Raw genomic sequence first — 17,408 nt, 5'->3', positions numbered from 1 at the left:
GCCGCGATTGGCCTGCTCGGGCAATATCGGCGCCATGAATTTACTACCCGATCTCGATCATTTGCCCCCTGAACAATTGCGCGCCTTGGCGGGGCAGTTGATGCAGCGTGTCGCGACACTCGACCAACAAATCGAGACGATGGGTAAGACCGTTGATTTCATGGGCAAGAAGATCGGCCAAGACAAAACGCTGATCGAGAAGCTGACCTTTGAGATCGCCCAGCTCAAACGTCTGAAGTTTGCCAAGCGCAGCGAACAGATGAATCCCGAGCAGGCTAGCCTGCTCGATGATCTGATAGACACCGACATCGCTGCGATTGAAGCTGAGCTTCAGAGCTTGCAGGCCGTGATAACTCCGACCGAGAAAAAGCAAACGCCCAAGCGCAGGGCTTTGCCGGCAGAGTTTCCACGCACACTGATCCATCACGAGCCAGAAAATACCCACTGCCCATGCGGCTGCGCCCTCAAGCGCATCGGCGAGGACTTCAGCGAGAAACTGGACTACACGCCCGGTGTGTTTACCGTTGAACGTCATGTGCGTGGCAAATGGGTTTGTGACGACTGCGAAACGCTGATCCAAGCACCCGTTCCGGCGCAAGTCATTGATAAGGGCATCCCGACTTCGGGCCTGCTCGCCCACGTCATGATCGCCAAGTTTGCCGACCATCTGCCGCTTTACCGTCAGGAGTCGATCTTCGGTCGAGCTGGCCTGGCGATTCCACGCTCAACCCTGGCTCAATGGGTGGGCGTGACGGGCGTACAGTTGCAGCCACTGGTCGACGCGCTGCGCGACGTGGTACTCGGGCAGCAGGTCATTCATGCCGATGAAACACCCGTGCAGATGCTCATGCCGGGAACGAAGAAGACTCACCGTTCCTATGTATGGGCCTATGCCACCAGCCAGTTCTCGGACGCGGCAGCGGTGGTGTACGACTTCAGTCTCAGCCGTGCCGGAGAGCATGCTCGCAATTTTCTGCAAGACTGGAAAGGCAAACTGGTCTGTGATGATTTTGGCGGCTACAAAGCCAGCTTCGAACTTGGCGTGACCGAAATCGGCTGCATGGCCCATGCGCGGCGTAAGTTCTTTGAACTGCACGCCACGAACAAAAGCACGCTGGCTGAGCAGGCCCTGCGTTATATCCAGTTGTTGTACGAAATCGAGAGCGAAGTCCGCGATCTTGAGCCGGATGCGCGACGCCGAATACGGCAAGAAAAAGCCATCCCTGTGATGGAAAAGCTGCATGCCTGGATGATTGCCCAGCGCGATCTTGTGCCCGAGGGCTCAGCCATCAGCAAAGCACTCGATTACAGCCTGAAACGCTGGACAGCGCTGTCGCGCTACCTCGATGACGGAGCTGTACCCATAGACAACAACTGGGCAGAGAACCAGATCCGACCATGGGCTCTTGGGCGTAAGAACTGGCTCTTTGCGGGCTCATTGCGCAGCGGTAAACGTGCGGCTGCAATTATGAGCTTGATCCAGACGGCACGGCTCAATGGACATGATCCGTATGCGTACCTAAAGGACGTGCTCACCCGCCTGCCAACACAGCGGGCGAGTGAGATTACTGAGCTACTTCCGCATAAGTGGGTTCACTCTAACAGTCCAGATTCTCTAGTGAGACATCAGCCTCTTTGGAACGTAGGCAGCTACTGACTTGCGGATTTCTTCCCTAGCCTCATCTGCGCTACCCCATCGCCCCATCTTTACCCACTTACCCGGTTCCAACGCCTTATAGTTTTCGAAGAAGTGCTGGATCTGCGCGAGGAGTAATGCAGGCAGGTCTGAGCACTCCTTAACGTCGCTGTACATAGAGCTGAGTTTTTCATGAGGCACTGCGATCACCTTGGCATCCGCTCCAGCTTCGTCCGTCATGTACATCACACCAACCGGGCGACTACGAATGACAACGCCAGGTGATACCGGGTAAGGACAAATCACTAGGACGTCGAGAGGATCGCCGTCATCGCTCAGTGTATTTGGAATGAACCCGTAGTTGGCCGGGTAGAACATCGGCGTGCTGAGGAAGCGGTCAACGAAGATCTGTCCGCTTGGCTTGTCCACCTCGTACTTGATCGGCGAGTGGTTTGCAGGGATCTCAATAACGGTGAAGAAGTCATCGGGAATCGCTTTACCAGCTGAAATGTCCGTATAGCTCATGTTCATAGCTCCGAAGTTGTAGACGGGGCTGCGCTGGAAGGCGCTTTTCCAAGTGTGCCCATCTCGATTGGCGTTTTTGTGAAAAACACCGAAATTTCCTCACAGTCCAGTCGCTTGAATAATAACTCTGACTCCTCCTCCGTCATTGCCAAGCGAATCTCGGTAGGTTGATCAGCCAGCTCAAAAAAGTGCGATGAGTGAAGTTTTCCAGTGTGTCCAAAACCTTCGATTCCGGTGCATAGCGTGGCACCGCGCAGCCCCATTTCCTTAGCTATGTCGACGATCCATTCGCCGAGCATCTTTCCTTGATAACGACGGTTTTGTTGGGTGAAGAAAACGACCATATAGCCTTTCATTTCAATTTCCTCAGCGAGTACCAATCATTTGGTAGGAAAGTAGTCCGGCAGCGGTCATCGCTAACGAACCTACAACGTGCAATGAAATTGAGCCGAGCGCCCACAGCAATCTTCCTTCTTGGATGAGGGCAACTGTTTCGGCTGAAAAGGTGGAAAAGGTGGTAAGTCCCCCACAAAAGCCCGTGATTATCAGCAAGCGCCATTCTGGACTTAAGGAGGGAGATGCGGCCAAGAGCGCGATGGCTAGGCCAATGATGTATCCCCCGACCATGTTCGCCACTACAGTGCCTGGGGGAATAGTCGGGAACAGAGCGTTGAGCTTCATACCCAAGAGCCAGCGCAACCAGGCACCAAGTGATGCGCCGATGGCGATGACAAAGAGTGATTTCAGCATGACTGCAAATCTCCTCGAAGCTGGTAGGGCCGAGGAGGTGCTGATAACCGCAGATTGCGATAGAGAGTTAATACGGAATTTTGAGTCAATTTCCTGTCCTAGATTCGCGGACAGGGGGCACACCTACGCACCCTGTCCAGGGTTCACGTAGGCATCATCAGCACGGGGCGGTTGTGAGGAGGAATGCCATCTCCTTAGAAGCAACATATCACTCGCGCGATTGTCACGTAAATAGTGCTTCGCAATCGTTGACGCGAGCACGGTTTCCCCTCGACGCCTAGAGACTAGATGAATATTCAAGATACCCGCAGACATCGTCTGTACTCCCAGCCTGCTGGTATTCTGAACAAGTGGGTAGACGCCCGGAGCCTGGGAGCTAGACGACTGCCGTACTTTGATCCGCTGGATGGTGGGGTCGATGCGTCTGTTCTGATATTGCTGGAATCTCCGGCCAGGGATTGCTCGTGGCCACGCTTCGTTTCCCGCGACAACACAGGGCCCTCCCAGCGCAACCTGAAGCGCTTCCTTGAACAGGCGTGCCTCGCGCGTGAGCAGACCATTTTGTGGAATATCTATCCGTGGCTGCCGAAGCTGGACAGTCCTGCCGAAGCGATCACCCGCTCGAAAATCACAGAGGGCGTCACACTGCTGAAAGAGGTAATGGATCTGCTCCCGTGCCTGCGCGTCGTGGTCTTGGCTGGACGCGTGGCTCAAAGAGCGGCACCCGAAATCGAGCATCATCGCCCCGAGGTCAGGCTGTTCGCCATGCCGCACCCAAGCCCGCTTTCGGTGTGTCAGCATCCTGATGTCGCTAAAGACATTGTCGCCACGCTGGCCCGGGCGGCGAACGTGGCGAGTGTCTGATCGTTAGCGACTGGCGCGTTTGGCGTTCAGCGACGCGATACAAGGCGATACAAATAGATTGCCACGGTATGCACCGGCAGCGGTTTTGGTCGCAACCACCAGCCACATGATGGCCAACATCATCACCAGGATAATGCCCAGCACATCAAAAAAGGCCAAGTTCAGCGTCGCGCCGAGCTTCAGCGTGGTCACCGCATATACCCCCAGCGGGAATGTGAAGCCCCACCAGCCAAGATTGAAGGGTATGCCGCCCTTGGCATAACGCGCGGTGATCAACAGCGCCAACAGCATCCACCACAAGCCCAAGCCCCAGAACAGGACACCCGATACTACCCCGATACCCCCGGCCACCACGCCGGCGCCTGACATGCCGTGGGCAGCGAAGATTGCCGGTGCATCGTTACCAATGACCAACATGCCCAGAGCGCCCGTGCCAATTGGCCCCAGCGATAACCAAGACGACGCCGCCATGCTCTCATGGGGCAATTTATGAAGTGCCAGACGCAGTACCAGAATAACCAGTATGCTTAAGGCAACTGGAACCGAGTAGGCCCACAAGACGTAGCTGGTGATCAGCATCGTGAACTGAGCACTGGTATCAGCCAGATGCGGTGCGATGGTACCGCCGCTCGCCGCTGCCACTTCCGCCGCTACCACAGGAAGCAGCCATACAGCAGTCATCTGATCGATGCTGTGCTCCTGCCGGGTAAACATCATGAACGGGATCAGCACCCCACACGCCAGTGCCATGGCGACGTCCAGCCACCAGAGCGCATGGGCCAAGGGGATCACACCGTCTCCCCAGTTCGGCAGGCCGTACTGAACCAAGCCGTTGATGATCGTTGCCAGGCCCATCGGTATCGTGCCGAAAAACATCGAAACCGTGGAATGCCCAAAGATCTGTTTGGCCTCATCGAAGAAGAACACCCAGCGGGCGGCGTACATCAGGGTAAAGACGGTAAACAGCAGGATATTGAACAGCCAAAGCGCCTCCCCAATACCTGTAAGCAGCATACTGTGACCCGGCAACTGCCCCAGGGCCAAGGCCAGAATGCCGGTGCCCATCGTTGCGGCAAACCAGTTAGGCGTGAACTGTCGAATCGCTTCCTTGGGATTGGAAAGCGCCGAGAGCGGCTGGCCGCCCTGCATGACCTTGATAAGGCTGATCTCGCGCATAAAACCTCCGAATGATTGCGATGCGGCAACAGGTTCAGAATAGCGGCATGCATCTATCTGGAAAAACGGATATTTTGAATATGGCATACCTATTTTCAAGGTAAGAAAGTGAAGCTCACACTTCGGCAACTCCACATCTTCCGCGCTATCGCCCAGCTGGGTTCAACCACCCAAGCCAGCGCAACCCTCGCTCTTTCGCAGTCAGCCACCAGCGCAGCACTCCAAGAACTCGAAGGCGCATTGGATATTCGACTCTTCGACCGCGTCGGCAAACGCCTGGTGCTCAACGAAAACGGCCAGGCACTATTGCCCAAGGCTATCCGCCTGCTGGAGGCTGCACTGGAGATCGAGGGTGGTTTTCGGACTGACGTGGTCGCGCGGCTGCGGGTAGGTTGCAGCACGACGATTGGCAACTACATCATGCCGCTGCTGATGCAACACATGGCCGAGCGTGCCGGCGGGACACAGATCGATGTCATCCTGGGCAACAGCGCAGAGATCGCCCGGCAGGCGGCACAATTGTCAATTGACGTTGGCCTGGTCGAGGGGCCGAGCCATCAGCCCACTCTGGCCGTGCAGCCCTGGTGTGAAGACGAGTTGATCATTGTCGCAGCGGCAGATGACCCTCTGGCACACAAGGGGCGGCTTTCGCTTAGTGACCTGCAAGAAGCGCGCTGGCTGGTACGCGAAGAGGGATCGGGTACGGCTGAAGAGGTTCAGCGCTGGCTTTTTCCACACCTGGGTGCCTGGCGCAATGCCCGGCAGATTGGCAGTTCAGAAGCTATCAAGCGGATGGTCTCGGCTGGCGTCGGAATCAGTTGCCTTTCCTATTGGGTGGTTGGAGATCTCATCGCCGAGGGGAGCCTGATCTCGTTGAACCACATGATTCCTGAGCACAAACGGCAGTTGCACGCGATTTATCACAGAGACAAGTTTATCTCCCGCTCTCTTGAAACCTTTTTCAGTGTGATCAAGGATTTCGCGTCGGCCAATGCGAGATGACGGTCAGACCACGCGATGCCCTCATCAAAATGGAAGACGTGTTCACCAGCCGCTTACAGAGATCCAGCACTACCGCCAGATAAAGCCATCCTTCATAGGTGCGGATGTAAGTGATATCGGTCACCCAGACCTTGTTCGGCTCGCTGACCTTGAACTGCCGGGCAAGGTGGTTGGGGTTGGTTTTCCGCCATAAAACCCAGGACGACGGCGATAACCCGTTTGCGAACGCAACCCCTCTGCTTGCATCAAACGACCGACTCGATTTCGCCCGCATGTCTCTCCCAGCTCACGCAGGTCACCATGAATTTTGCGATAGCCGTACACACCTCCGCTTTCGAGCCAAGCATGTTTGATCAAACCAAGCAGACGATGATCTTCTTTTGCTCGGGCAGATTGAGGCTCCGCCAACCAAGCGTAGTAGCCGCTGGGATGCACCTTGAGGGTTTGGCAAAGGCGCCGCACCGGGTAATCCGTCGAGTGCTTCTTGATGAAGGCGTACTTCAGCCGCACTCCTTGGCAAAGTACGCGGCGGCCTTCTTTAAGATGTCTCGCTCTTCCGTCACGCGCTTGAGTTCAGCGCGCAGCTTGCGCAGTTCGGCCTGCTGATCATTGTCTTGCTGACGCTGCTCTTGGGGCTTGCTGTAGACCTTGATCCAGGCGTAAAGGCTGTGCACGGACATGCCCAGGCGCTGGGCAACCTCAGCGACAGGCTTGCCTTTCTCGGTCACTTGCTTGACCGCTTCGATCTTGAATTCTTCAGGGTAACGCTGACGACTCATGGCACCTCCTATTTGGGCCTCATTATGAGGCTTGGAGGTGTCTACGAAACCAGGGGCGATTCATTTTTGACATAGAATCATCGTGATAGAGCGTTACGAGCTGCCGTGGGGCTGAGCGCCTTCGCGCTGCAAGAGTTCATAGGTTGAGTCTTTTATCTGAGGGATTTTCGATGAGTCGTGAGCGTTATCTGGTGTCGTCTTATGGAGACAACCAAGAAGGAACCCGAGTGGGCTTGGCTAAGCTTTTCGAGCTATGCCAAAGACATGGCTCCGGAGTGATTGTCGTGCCAACAATCGGCAATGTGAAGGGTACGATGTTTAGTCAGGTACTACCTGAAGCTCTAGCCAATACCCTGATTACCAAGCGTACAGTCACGTTCGCCGAGGGACAGACCATTACGCTATGCGGATCAACCACCCTCAAAAATTTTACACAAGCAAAGGTCTATCTCGCGTTGTGGGGCCAAGCTGATACCATCGAAAAAATAGAAAGGGATTGTTACTCATGCACAGCTGAGGTCTTCGTAACCTGGCAGCCTGATGACTCTAAAGAGTGGGCTCGCAAACATAAGGTGACGACGATCTATGACGACGGCGTAAAATCAACGCCGGGCTTCTGAGTCGCGCCACGAAGAGCCGTGAGCTCACATCCGATGCCGCGATCTAAGTCGCTCTCTTTAGCCCTTCTGCCCACTATGCCTATCTCGCATGATCAGATATGCCCTAGGGTTCAAAGGAGTTTCCGGATCGCACCCCACCTCTCAGCAATCAGATAGCTCACGGTTAAAAGAAAAGGAACGTGCCCAACCGTAACGTTCGCGAATCTGTAGCTGGGAGTCCCACCCTGAGTGGGATTCCCCGTTCCTGTAGTGGTCTACTAACCCCGGACACCTTTTTAGGCGAAAATGATCGCCACACAGAGGTGTTCGATGAGCAGACAACGACGTACTTTCACTCCCGAATTCAAGCGCGAGGTAGCCTGCCTGGTGCTCGACCAGGGCTATAGCCTTACTGAAGCCGCCCGGTCGCTCGACTTGGTTGAATCGGCGCTACGCCGTTGGGTGAATCAACTCCAGTCAGAACATGGCGGTGCTACGCCAACAAGCAAGGCGCTGCCCCCCGAGCAGCAGAAGATCCAAGAGTTGGAAGCTCGGATCAACCGGCTGGAACGGGAGAAATCGATTTTAAAAAAGGCTACCGCGCTCTTGATGGCCGAGGAACACGAGCGCTTGCGTTCATCGATCAGCTCCGCCGCGACGAGCCTGTCGAATTACTCTGCTCGGTGTTTGAAGTCACTCGCTCGTGTTACTACGTGCATTGCCATAAACGGCGATCTCCCGACGTTGCGGGACTGGCACTGCGTGTTCGGGTTAACGAGCTGTTTACACAGAGCCGTAGTGCCGCAGGTAGTCGAAGCATCATGTGCATGATGCGCGAAGAAGGCATTCAGATCGGCCGCTTCAAGGTGCGCAAGTTGATGCGCGAAATGAAGCTGATCAGTAAGCAACCGGGTTCACATGCTTACAAGAAGGCCACAGTAGAGCGCCCTGACATCCCGAACGTGCTGGAGCGCGCATTCGATGTTACGGCACCGAATCAAGTATGGTGCGGCGACATCACGTATGTGTGGGCTCAAGGCCAGTGGCACTATGTGGCGGCAGTTATCGACCTTTTTGCACGTCGCATGGTGGGCTGGGCGTTTTCACCCAAACCGGACAGCGAATTGGTCATCAAGGCGCTGGACATGGCGTACGAGCACCGCGGGCGGCCGCAGAATGTACTGTTTCACAGTGATCAGGGCAGCCAGTATGGCAGCCGAGCTTTTCGTCAGCGGTTGTGGCGTTACCGCTTCAAGCAAAGCATGAGCCGCAGAGGTAATTGCCTGGACAATGCGCCTATGGAGCGTTTGTTCCGCAGCCTGAAAACGGAGTGGGTGCCAAGTGTGGGCTACATGAGTGCTGCGCAGGCACAGCAGGACATCGGCAGGTTTCTGATGCAGCGCTACAACTGGGAGCGACCGCATCAGTTCAACGGTGGGTTACCTCCGGCGATTGCCGAGGAAAAACTTAATCCGGTGTCCGGGATTAGTTGACCACTACAGAATGACGCAAAGCATCCCGCTTCTCTTCAGCCTCTAATGAGGCTTGTGCCAGTAGGACATAGTTCTTAGTTGGCGGATCAGTATCGATGCGAAGATGATGCTCACCGTGGTGAGGAAGGAAGCGGTATCTACGTATTTGTGCTGCTCGCTGGGCTCCAATCTCCTGCTGGATGCGATGCAGGAACTCTTCGGCATGTGATGTGAGGATGACCTGCTTCGCATCGAGCAAGCCACTCTCAAAGAACGTGCGCCAGATGCCATCCCGATGCTCATCATCAATGGCGTTCACGACGTCGTCGAAGATCACTACTGGGCAGTTTTCGGCGAGATTCTTAGCCAGCAATATTGCTAGGCCCAGACACCGGATATGGCCCTCGCTCAAGATCATCAATGCATCAAAACGCTCACCTGGCTGACCTACAAACTCAATTTCAATTTTTCCGTTCTCGGCAAGCGGCAACCTGAGAGCATGGATTTGAGCAGGTGGAGGATCTTCACGGCTGAACAGGTTGTACAGATCGCGAGCGCTATCACCTAGTCCCTGCAGTAGCTGGGCTGGCAACGCTGCGAGGTAGGCCTGCAACTGAGGCAGGTATCCATCATAGGCGGCCTTGATCCGCCTATTGTGTTCAAGAGTCAGCGCTTCACGTCCGACCTCTTCGATCAGTTGCTGGTTGTCAGCTTCGAACTGGGCAATCGTTGCCTGAGCCTGCGTGAAATCTGTGAGGGCTTGTGATCGAAGAAATTTGCATCGCTCTATCTCGGTCTTGAACCCATCAAGCCTCATCCTCTCCTGGGCCAGAGATTGCCTTTGCTCAGTGATCTGACGGGTAGCGGCATCAGCCTGCTCAACACGATTGACTAGCTCCAAGAGGGCCAGCCATGCCCTATCATCCGCATCCACCCATGGTTGAAACCAGTTGCCTACAGCCGCCGGCGGAAGTTCTGGCAATTGCGCAGCTTGAAGCTCGTTAGGGCACACCTGTGTGACGGCACCACAAGCACGCTGCATTTCGGCATGCAGGGAGCGGAACGACTCGTTAAATCTGTTGGTTGCCGTTTCTGACCGCTGCTGCAAGCCCCTGAGCTCAGCCAATTGCGCTAGCCCTACGCGTGCACGCTCGAATGGGTTTTGGGCAACCTGATCCAGGTGAGTGCCACACGCTGGACATGATGTCGCGTTATCTGTCAGCTGAAGGAGCGCCTCATACAGGTTCGAATACGAGACTTCACCAGCCCGGGCAGTCAGTGCCTGCTGCGCTGCTTGGCTTGCCGCATAAGTCTCATAGGCCTCTCTCCGCTTTTCCTGCAGAGAGGCTGCTGTACATCCATGTATCGCGGGCACAGGCGATTCTAAGACGCCTTGGAGATATGCCAGGCGCCCCGGCGCCTCTTGTGTCCCCAGAATCCAGTTGACGCATGCTTCATAGGTACTGCCCTGATGGATTCGTGCGGCTAGACCCTCTTCTTCCTGGGCTAGACCGGCAACACGCTGCTCGAAGGTGTCAATCAACTGCTGCGATGCTGCAACCTGGTTACGCCTCCCCTCAAGCTGCAAAGCTCTAACGCTTGCGATGCTCAGGTTCTCATCAAGCGTGGCGTTGAAACCCCGGACAAACTCGCTGAACTGATCAACACCAAACAGCGTCGCGATGAGCTGACGCTGGTCACCTGGCGTTCGGGCTGCTATCCGGCCGAAGTCATCGAGCCGGTTCTTCTCCACGAAACAGAACCGATAGTCTTTCTCGCTCGCCTGAATCTGGGAAATGTTCCCACCGTTGAATGACCCAAGCAGCCGTGGGACTTCGTGGCGTCGAAGCCGTGCATTATCGCAGTATGATCGATGGGTAAAACGCTTGGCCTCCGCTTCACTGATCGAGCCAAGCATTGCGGTTTCGAGAGCTTCGAAAAAGCTGCTTTTCCCCGTCCCATTCGGGCCGTATACCAGCGTTATGTTGTGGCTCAGGTCAAAGACTTCAGACTGCATGAACCCACGAAATGGGCCTACCTCCAATCGATTCAACCGCAGGTGAGCACGATCGGCCTGCGCAGGTTGAATGGCCTCCGGCATGTGTGGAACTGTGTTTGCCAAATGCTGGAGCGCAATCGGTGCCAGACGACTGGAGCGTGCCCGCCTCTGCGCACCAACCTCGGCCAAACTCTGCAAATTGGCCATGATCAAATTCGCCATCCGACGCACATCGTCGTACACAGGCTGACCCGCCAGGTAAATCAAGAATCGCTGATACTCCGCTTGTAGGCTCGACATGACAGCTCCATGTGTTGACCAATCATCGTTCCGCTACCTCTTTTGGGTAGTCGAACATGGAGCGTAGATCGAAAACGCCATAGTGGCCTTGTGACACAGATGCAAGTGACGCCGACTCTGTATCTTCCCATTTTCGCCCCCAATGACTAGGACAGGTCACGCAGGAAAGGAGCACGTTGACCAACACTCGGCAGCTGTTGAATGCCCGGATTTCCGGCACAGAGAAAATCCGAAAAATCTCGCCTGATAACGTTGTTGAGCTAAGCGGTATCCCTCGTAAACAAAGGCTTCCACAGAAATAGAAATCAGAAAATAAATCCGCAGAAGGCCTCGTTCGGAGCCTGGAGCAGGCGATCTCAGAAGCTTGAGGCACAGCAGCGTCCGGCTTAGGCAACTGGACGAGCAGATTCCAACAAAGCAAGCGGAACGCGCAGGCCGCTCCGGCCGAAGGCGTGCAGGATGGAAGCCCGCCCAGGGCCGAGACACGAAGGGGCTCGGTTCACGACAGCCTAGCCGCTGGCAGCGGCACGCCAAAAGTAGCCGACACTTCCCCTTCGCTAGATCAATCCGTAGAGACGCGATATTTTTGACAGATAGTGGCATCCAGCCAGCTGGATACCGAGATAGTCACGCTTCAGGTTTGTCAGGAAGGTCTAAGTTGGAAGGCATGGAAAAGCGCCACCCGCGAGAACGGTTCACCAAGCACCTCGTCAAGATGTGCCGCGCACTCGATAAGGCCGCTGCACACGATTTCGAAGTCGATTGCTACGGCGAGACGCTGACTGGACGGATGGAGGCCCTCCAGCTTTGGGTCGTCGGCTCATATGCGAGAGGCGCCCTTACCTGCCCAGACCTCGATGTCGTAGTGAATTTCGACACTACCGGATCAGCCCCATCCCCAGGTGCGATTCAACGTCAGTTCTTCGGATCCCTGCCGTTACTACGCGTGTATGACGGCTCTCCGGAGAAAAACAGATCCGGCGTACCATTCCCTGACGCCGTGCTGATTTGGACGAAGACAGACACGGCCTGGCAATCCAGGATCGACTCAATACGACTCGACCCCACCGCCGGCAGAGCACCACGCGACACCGACATCATCCCATTGCGCGCAGAGCAAATGAGCCTGTGGCCTGAGGACTTGCAGAAAGCCGTGGAGCAACACCAGCAGGGCATTCTCGAGTGGGAATTCATTCCCTTCAACGAGGCCATGCATCACCCAATTCCTGAAAGTGACAAGGGCACACATGAACGCCGACTGCACCTGTTGACACAAGACCTCGGCAAGAAGACTAGAGAGCTGATTCCTGCTGTCTGGCGGCTAGCTCGAGAGCTCGAACCCGACGAGGAATGGGACTGTGGGAAGTACGAGGGTGGAACCCTGACCTGTGGCTCCACCCTGATTCACATCGGTAGGCCTGCCCTACCCCTGCGAATCTTCAACGAGACAACGTACAAGCGGTTGATGCTCATCCCTCATCTCACTGCACGAGGCCCAAATGGAGCATGGTTGATTCGGCGTGGCCCCAAACATTCGCATCTGTCGTTGACGGAGGATCGGACGGCCTACTACGTCGCATTCGATGGCCAGCCAACCTACTACAGCTCCCTGCATAGCTACACAGAGATTTCGACTCTCGAGCTATTCAGAACGCATGACGAAGCCAAGGACTCAATCTTTGACGTTTCTGAAGATGAGATTGAGAAATACAAGGTTTGCCAGGCCAGCAGCAAAGACCTTTACGATCTGATGATCGGAATGGACGTTGTCGAATACGAGGGCCAGCACGTGGCGCTGACTCGAGTCGGCGCCCACCATGCTGAGGAAGAGTATGAGGGCAGCGAGATGGATCATACTCTCCTCAGCTTCCTGAAGCTTCTCAGTGTTCCGGGTCAAGCATCTGGTTCCTGAACGCATTCTCACAAAGGCTCCTGTGATTTCTAATGCTGAAGCCGGCAGAATTCTGCAGTACCTATCACCATTTGTACTGCTGTCGATATGATTTGGTTGGGGTGTGTCCAGGTATCTGGATCAGCGCCCGGAACGATGGACTGTTTGAGGTGCTGATGAAGATCGCCAAGGCTCTGAACACATACGAAATCGAAGATTTGTACCCGCTTTGCCGAGAAGATACGACCCTCCGCCTGCCCAAAAGCATGAGTCACGGCGGCCTATTTGGGGTTGACGCAGCACTTGCTCAGTTGGTGATCAGCTGGGCCCGGGCTCACGAGCAAAGCGTACTTCACCTATACGCGGGCGCTGAAAGCGCTCCTGTTCGAATTCTACAATTGGGCCAGACTGCTGCTGGCCTGACAGCGTTAATCATGTCTTCCCGCATCGAGACCGAGGGTCATGAGGCGGTAGATAAGCGCGCGGCGCTTACTGTCATTAGGCCCTTGATTGAAGCGATGTACGAAGGTGATCTTCGGAACACCTCAAGCGATCGAGGAGCACGTCCCAACACCATCAACCTCTTCAGCATTAATTTCGCGAAGATGGAATTCATCAAGCCCTTCTACTACGGAGGGGCGACGCCTCAGATCCATTCTCACTCCTCCTTTGCAAGCCTGCTGGAGCTTTCATCCTCCCTGATGCATACCAAGCAGGATAAGAGGACGCTCCAAAAGGGTGGGCTGCCAGCCCTCGGTAGCGTACTGGCCGAGCTGATCGCTAACGCCGACCAGCACTCAGTGACCGACGTCCATGGTGTGAAGTACAAGAAAGGTCTTAGGGGCGCGTCGGTAAAGGCCGGCAAGATCAAACGAGAGGACATACATCTCGTCTCGGACAAGGAGCCTCAGTTCGCAATATTCGTGATGCGAAACATGCTCAGGGATTCGGAATACCTTGAGTTCATCGAGATCTCTGTCATCGACAGCGGGCCAGGCTTGGCAAGACGCTGGCTGTCGGCGAAGAGAGGAACCCCTGTAGAAGCGCTCAACGACCTGCCCTTGTCAGAAGAGCTTGAGGCCACCTTGGAGTGCTTCAAGAAGCATGTCACGACAAAAGACTCAGCCACTTCTGGTATGGGCCTGCACAACGCAGTCCAGGCACTCAACAAGCTAAAGGCCTACGTCCGTCTTCGTACAGGCAGGGTTTGCCTATATCAGGCATTTCAAGGCCAAGACCAAGTCGTGGAGTTCAACCCCAAAAACTGGAGCGGTGACCGTGAGCTGGCGGCAGCTGAAGGCACTGTATTCACCATCTGCATTCCGGTGAACTGAGATGCCTGATCTGTTTGACTTCGAAGTAGTCCTCACCCCTACCGCAACCGCTGAACCAGCCCATGTGGTGGTTTTTTTCACGGGCCCTGAACGAATCACAGACGCCCACATTACTGAAGCGCTGCAGAATCGTTTGAACGAGTACGTCCTGCCCGACCACGTCACATTCCTTGTTCCCGAGTGTCACCGGGAATGGATCAAGGAACAGTGTGCAAGCAAGTCATCCGCCATAGCCATCGCTCTGGAGCGTCGCGCCAACGGCGGAACACCTTCCTACGGTTTCTCGTTTTTCAATGAGCATGGCGAGATCAAGAAATACGTCAATGTTGCCGGAGCCGATAGGAAAATTGGCGAGCTGATCACCCGAGCGGCAGATGACTTTGTTCAGGCCGGGATGAAGAAGCTGGTCAAGTGTACATCCGTGCTGACAAAGGCGCCGGCAGGTTTCCTCTTCTCTAAGCCATCGTCACGATCGTCCAACTATTTCATTCGAGCTGAGAACCTGCTTACTGAGGCCCTCCACTCGCATTTCCTGGCATTCACGTGCCTGAAAGTGATCAAAGACTCTACGGGGGCGGGCCTGCGCGAAGCTGACACCGTATACCTCGACACCATGGCATTCCTGCCAGTAGCGCTGTCCATTCAACTTTTCCAAGAAAATTTTGGCAAGCCAACGATTCAGAATATCAAATCGTTCCACTCCCACGATGGACTGAAGGATGGCCCACTCCCCGATGGCGCCTCATCGCTATGCCTTATCTCTGCCTCCACTAACTGCGGTCTGGCCAAGGAATGGATCAAGGTCAACGGCGCTTCGCCAGCTCGGGTAGCCACATTCTTGTCCTTCCTCACTGATTCCGATTCATGCAAGGTGCTGTACACGGTAGAGAAACCTGAAGATTTTGAGTCAGTGTCCGAGTCGGAATCGACCGAAGGTCGCCGTCTGATCCGTATTCACGGTGAGCGGTTCGTAGCACAGCACACCGAAACCAGGCTGCTCAACATCAGCATGAGTCACCTGCCCGAAGGCCTTCAGAACAGATTTTTCTCGTTCATGGGCAAAGGTCTGTTCACGTGCTTCAGTCAAATCCCGAACAGGGAGCGATTCCGGACTGTCCAAGTGGACAAGAACAAGCTTGTCCAAACCAAAGAATTCACTGAGTGGTTTCAGAAGGTGCTGATGGAGGAGTCGCCAGCATCGACTTCTCTTATCATCCATGATGATGACCAAGCCAGCGAAACGATGGCAGCTGAAGCTTTGAAGTTTCTCCAAGTCAGGGGGCTCACCTGCGATGTGGTGAGCGCAGCTAAATTCAACCCTAACGAAAAATTTGATGGATCAGTAATCATAGTGGCTGCCGCTGCTGAACGAGGTACTTTGCTCCTCAGCATCAGTCGCCGCCTCCGGTCAGCTCAGAAAACTGGCACTCGGATCTACCTGGTTGGTGCGCTTCTAGGTCGCTCTTATGAATTGATGAATGAGCTAGCAGCGAATCTCACTCAGCCACCCAAGGGAAGTCGGAAGTACGTCTTCAAGCCTTTCATCGAAATTCCAGCCGCTAGTTTGTCCTGTAACAGCCATTGGAACCAGGAGTACAAGCTGCTCAGTCGGATGATTGCGTTCGATGGATCCAGCGCATCCGAGTCGGTAAAAGCTCGGGTTGCGGCTTTCGACAATGCGGGAAGGGATGGACTCTCAGACCAAGCGTTCTGGCCGAGCAGCTATCAACCTGGGCAGATGAAGCTCACCAAAGGTTTTGCCTTTGTAAGCGGTGATAAAGACGTCACCGTGGCCGCCTGCACGGACATCTTCCTGACAATTCTATGGATTCTTCAGAACGCTCGAGAAAGCGCCAAAATCGCTGACTCGAAGCGACTAGAGTCAGGGGAGCTCCAGCAGGTGCTCCTCTCCCCTGAAATCTTTTCCCGGTACGATGACGGGATCATCCAAGGGGCGTTTCTTCGCGCAGCACTGCCGACCGAATTGGACTACAGCGCCCATGAAACCCACAGCGCGTCCATGGCCGACATCATCCTGCGGGTTGTTCAGGGGCACGGCTTCGAGCGTGGTGATGCCTCCATGGAATTCATCACGGCTCTCGCAATCGGAAAGATTCGTCTTCACAAGGAAGTAGAGGAGAAACTACGAAACAGCATCAAACAAGCTCTTGTAGCCAAGGTTGGTAACATCGACCTTCTACTAGGTGAGGAATCACCAATCTAGAACCCTGATGAACGCGACCTCGGTTAACCGGTGCTCCGATGGCCGAGGTCGCGTTATTAAATATCAACGGCCGCCTCACTCGAAACACTGATTTTCAAGGACTGGTAGGCTGCTTTGCTGCCAAAAACGAGGCGACCCATAATTGATTGGCGAGCCACTGCGTTTCATCAGGGCTGAACAGCCATTCCTCACAACCAAATTTCAGCAGGACTGATGCCTCGTATGGCCTGATCAACAGATCGTAAGTGGCCTGCTCCTCATCACTGAAGCCGAAATCTGGATCTGGGGATGGGTCTGGGTAATGTAGCGTTCCACTTGCAACAAAATTTGCACCATGCCCCTTGTGAGTAATGGGGTCGGTGGCGTCATGGGAGAGATGAAGGCTAGGGATGATCAGTTCGGCCCAAAGAAAAACTGAGTCGTGGAGCTTCGTGTCTTCCTTGCTCCAACCACCTGTTAACGAGCAGCGTAGATGGAAGAGCGCATGCACCAAGCTTGATGCGACCAGATGGGCCTGGCGCGGCGTGTACGCTACTCGCAAGCCATTAAACCAGGTATTGATGAGGCCTGACTCCATCAGCCTTAAAGAAACTCCAAAGGTTTCACTTGTGCCTGAAACATAGAAAATCGAAGGAGCTTTAAAAGAAGTGTTAGGCTGAAGCAGCTTACGGGAGGCCATGATATTACCTAAATTATGCGCTTATTCTTATAAACGGTTCATTTCACAAAACCTTGAGCACAATTTGATTCTTAACCGCAAAATTTTCCAAGCAAAACCTTCAATGACAGTAATCGCAGCTGTCCAAACAGCAGGGAACGGATACAGCTTGGCTATGAGCTCTCCGATGGTGATTGCT

Annotated in this window: 14 protein-coding genes, 1 pseudogene and 1 riboswitch; of the genes and pseudogenes, 8 read left to right on the top strand and 7 right to left on the bottom strand. The window is 54.7% G+C overall.

Features of this window, described 5'->3' with window-relative positions:
• The first annotated feature begins 34 nt into the window (after positions 1 to 34).
• On the top strand, positions 35 to 1,657 hold the full coding sequence (locus MOP87_RS07720) for an IS66 family transposase (RefSeq protein WP_033737846.1): 1,623 nt from the start codon (positions 35 to 37) through the stop codon (positions 1,655 to 1,657).
• On the opposite strand, the gene ppa is transcribed toward MOP87_RS07720, so the two are convergent.
• Genes ppa through crcB form a run of 3 tightly spaced genes read right to left on the bottom strand, consistent with a single transcriptional unit; the run spans position 1,616 to position 2,911 of the window.
• Positions 1,616 to 2,161 (bottom strand): inorganic diphosphatase, encoded by a 546-nt coding sequence (ppa, locus tag MOP87_RS07715; protein WP_028697115.1) that lies wholly within the window; start codon positions 2,159 to 2,161, stop codon positions 1,616 to 1,618. The two genes, MOP87_RS07720 and ppa, sit on opposite strands and share 42 nt — an antisense overlap.
• A 2-nt stretch (positions 2,162 to 2,163) precedes the next feature.
• Positions 2,164 to 2,517, bottom strand: coding sequence for a DUF190 domain-containing protein (locus MOP87_RS07710; RefSeq protein ID WP_028697116.1), 354 nt, complete (start codon positions 2,515 to 2,517; stop codon positions 2,164 to 2,166).
• A 10-nt stretch (positions 2,518 to 2,527) separates the two neighbouring features.
• The gene (crcB, locus tag MOP87_RS07705) at positions 2,528 to 2,911 is read right to left on the bottom strand and encodes a fluoride efflux transporter CrcB (RefSeq protein ID WP_028697117.1); all 384 of its coding nucleotides are present in this window, start codon (positions 2,909 to 2,911) and stop codon (positions 2,528 to 2,530) included.
• Between the two features lie 141 nt (positions 2,912 to 3,052).
• A riboswitch (Fluoride riboswitch) is annotated at positions 3,053 to 3,114 on the bottom strand.
• An 85-nt stretch (positions 3,115 to 3,199) separates the two neighbouring features.
• Between crcB and MOP87_RS07700 the strand changes: the two genes are divergently transcribed.
• Positions 3,200 to 3,775: a uracil-DNA glycosylase gene (locus MOP87_RS07700; protein ID WP_028697118.1), complete on the top strand. Its 576-nt coding sequence runs from the start codon at positions 3,200 to 3,202 to the stop codon at positions 3,773 to 3,775.
• Positions 3,776 to 3,778: 3 nt separating this feature from the next.
• On the opposite strand, the gene MOP87_RS07695 is transcribed toward MOP87_RS07700, so the two are convergent.
• Positions 3,779 to 4,951: a TDT family transporter gene (locus MOP87_RS07695; RefSeq protein WP_028697119.1), complete on the bottom strand. Its 1,173-nt coding sequence runs from the start codon at positions 4,949 to 4,951 to the stop codon at positions 3,779 to 3,781.
• 108 nt (positions 4,952 to 5,059) lie between these two features.
• Here MOP87_RS07695 and MOP87_RS07690 point away from each other — a divergent pair, with 108 nt between their 5' ends.
• Positions 5,060 to 5,953 (top strand): LysR family transcriptional regulator, encoded by an 894-nt coding sequence (locus MOP87_RS07690; protein WP_028697120.1) that lies wholly within the window; start codon positions 5,060 to 5,062, stop codon positions 5,951 to 5,953.
• A gap of 58 nt (positions 5,954 to 6,011) precedes the next feature.
• On the opposite strand, the pseudogene MOP87_RS07685 reads toward MOP87_RS07690, so the two are convergent.
• Positions 6,012 to 6,732: pseudogene (locus MOP87_RS07685) on the bottom strand (IS3 family transposase); the annotation flags it as partial.
• Between the two features lie 170 nt (positions 6,733 to 6,902).
• Between MOP87_RS07685 and MOP87_RS07680 the strand changes: the two are divergent.
• Both MOP87_RS07680 and MOP87_RS07675 read left to right on the top strand, forming a co-directional pair.
• Entirely contained in the window at positions 6,903 to 7,352 is a 450-nt protein-coding gene (locus MOP87_RS07680; protein WP_242810336.1) for a hypothetical protein, read from the top strand.
• Positions 7,353 to 7,661: 309 nt separating this feature from the next.
• Positions 7,662 to 8,824 (top strand): IS3 family transposase gene (locus MOP87_RS07675; RefSeq protein ID WP_242810335.1). Its coding sequence is split into 2 segments (ribosomal slippage): positions 7,662 to 7,917 and positions 7,917 to 8,824, totalling 1,164 coding nucleotides; the frame shifts between segments, so codons are not numbered across the junction.
• On the opposite strand, the gene MOP87_RS07670 is transcribed toward MOP87_RS07675, so the two are convergent.
• Positions 8,817 to 11,102, bottom strand: a complete 2,286-nt coding sequence (locus tag MOP87_RS07670) for an AAA family ATPase (protein ID WP_242810334.1) — start codon at positions 11,100 to 11,102, stop codon at positions 8,817 to 8,819. The two genes, MOP87_RS07675 and MOP87_RS07670, sit on opposite strands and share 8 nt — an antisense overlap.
• A gap of 658 nt (positions 11,103 to 11,760) precedes the next feature.
• Between MOP87_RS07670 and MOP87_RS07665 the strand changes: the two genes are divergently transcribed.
• The 3 genes from MOP87_RS07665 to MOP87_RS07655 all read left to right on the top strand — a co-directional run bounded on the left by MOP87_RS07665 (position 11,761) and on the right by MOP87_RS07655 (position 16,551).
• Positions 11,761 to 13,014: a hypothetical protein gene (locus MOP87_RS07665; protein WP_242810333.1), complete on the top strand. Its 1,254-nt coding sequence runs from the start codon at positions 11,761 to 11,763 to the stop codon at positions 13,012 to 13,014.
• A 155-nt stretch (positions 13,015 to 13,169) separates the two neighbouring features.
• Positions 13,170 to 14,327: an ATP-binding protein gene (locus tag MOP87_RS07660; protein ID WP_242810332.1), complete on the top strand. Its 1,158-nt coding sequence runs from the start codon at positions 13,170 to 13,172 to the stop codon at positions 14,325 to 14,327.
• A 1-nt stretch (position 14,328) separates the two neighbouring features.
• Entirely contained in the window at positions 14,329 to 16,551 is a 2,223-nt protein-coding gene (locus tag MOP87_RS07655; RefSeq protein ID WP_242810331.1) for a hypothetical protein, read from the top strand.
• Between the two features lie 94 nt (positions 16,552 to 16,645).
• On the opposite strand, the gene MOP87_RS07650 is transcribed toward MOP87_RS07655, so the two are convergent.
• Positions 16,646 to 17,230 (bottom strand): hypothetical protein, encoded by a 585-nt coding sequence (locus tag MOP87_RS07650; protein WP_242810330.1) that lies wholly within the window; start codon positions 17,228 to 17,230, stop codon positions 16,646 to 16,648.
• Positions 17,231 to 17,408: the final 178 nt, after the last annotated feature.

The organism is Pseudomonas sp. I3-I5 (assembly GCF_022699445.1).
Lineage (GTDB): Bacteria > Pseudomonadota > Gammaproteobacteria > Pseudomonadales > Pseudomonadaceae > Aquipseudomonas > Aquipseudomonas fulva.
This window is presented reverse-complemented; position numbering and strand designations above follow the sequence as displayed.

What these genes read in the sequence shown, in the direction of transcription:
- MOP87_RS07720 (WP_033737846.1), top strand. Translation starts at nt 35, where the DNA reads ATGAATTTACTACCCGATCTCGATCATTTGCCCCCTGAACAATTGCGC.
- ppa (WP_028697115.1), bottom strand. Translation starts at nt 2,161, where the DNA reads ATGAGCTATACGGACATTTCAGCTGGTAAAGCGATTCCCGATGACTTC.
- MOP87_RS07710 (WP_028697116.1), bottom strand. Translation starts at nt 2,517, where the DNA reads ATGAAAGGCTATATGGTCGTTTTCTTCACCCAACAAAACCGTCGTTAT.
- crcB (WP_028697117.1), bottom strand. Translation starts at nt 2,911, where the DNA reads ATGCTGAAATCACTCTTTGTCATCGCCATCGGCGCATCACTTGGTGCC.
- MOP87_RS07700 (WP_028697118.1), top strand. Translation starts at nt 3,200, where the DNA reads ATGAATATTCAAGATACCCGCAGACATCGTCTGTACTCCCAGCCTGCT.
- MOP87_RS07695 (WP_028697119.1), bottom strand. Translation starts at nt 4,951, where the DNA reads ATGCGCGAGATCAGCCTTATCAAGGTCATGCAGGGCGGCCAGCCGCTC.
- MOP87_RS07680 (WP_242810336.1), top strand. Translation starts at nt 6,903, where the DNA reads ATGAGTCGTGAGCGTTATCTGGTGTCGTCTTATGGAGACAACCAAGAA.
- MOP87_RS07670 (WP_242810334.1), bottom strand. Translation starts at nt 11,102, where the DNA reads ATGTCGAGCCTACAAGCGGAGTATCAGCGATTCTTGATTTACCTGGCG.
- MOP87_RS07660 (WP_242810332.1), top strand. Translation starts at nt 13,170, where the DNA reads ATGAAGATCGCCAAGGCTCTGAACACATACGAAATCGAAGATTTGTAC.
- MOP87_RS07655 (WP_242810331.1), top strand. Translation starts at nt 14,329, where the DNA reads ATGCCTGATCTGTTTGACTTCGAAGTAGTCCTCACCCCTACCGCAACC.
- MOP87_RS07650 (WP_242810330.1), bottom strand. Translation starts at nt 17,230, where the DNA reads ATGGCCTCCCGTAAGCTGCTTCAGCCTAACACTTCTTTTAAAGCTCCT.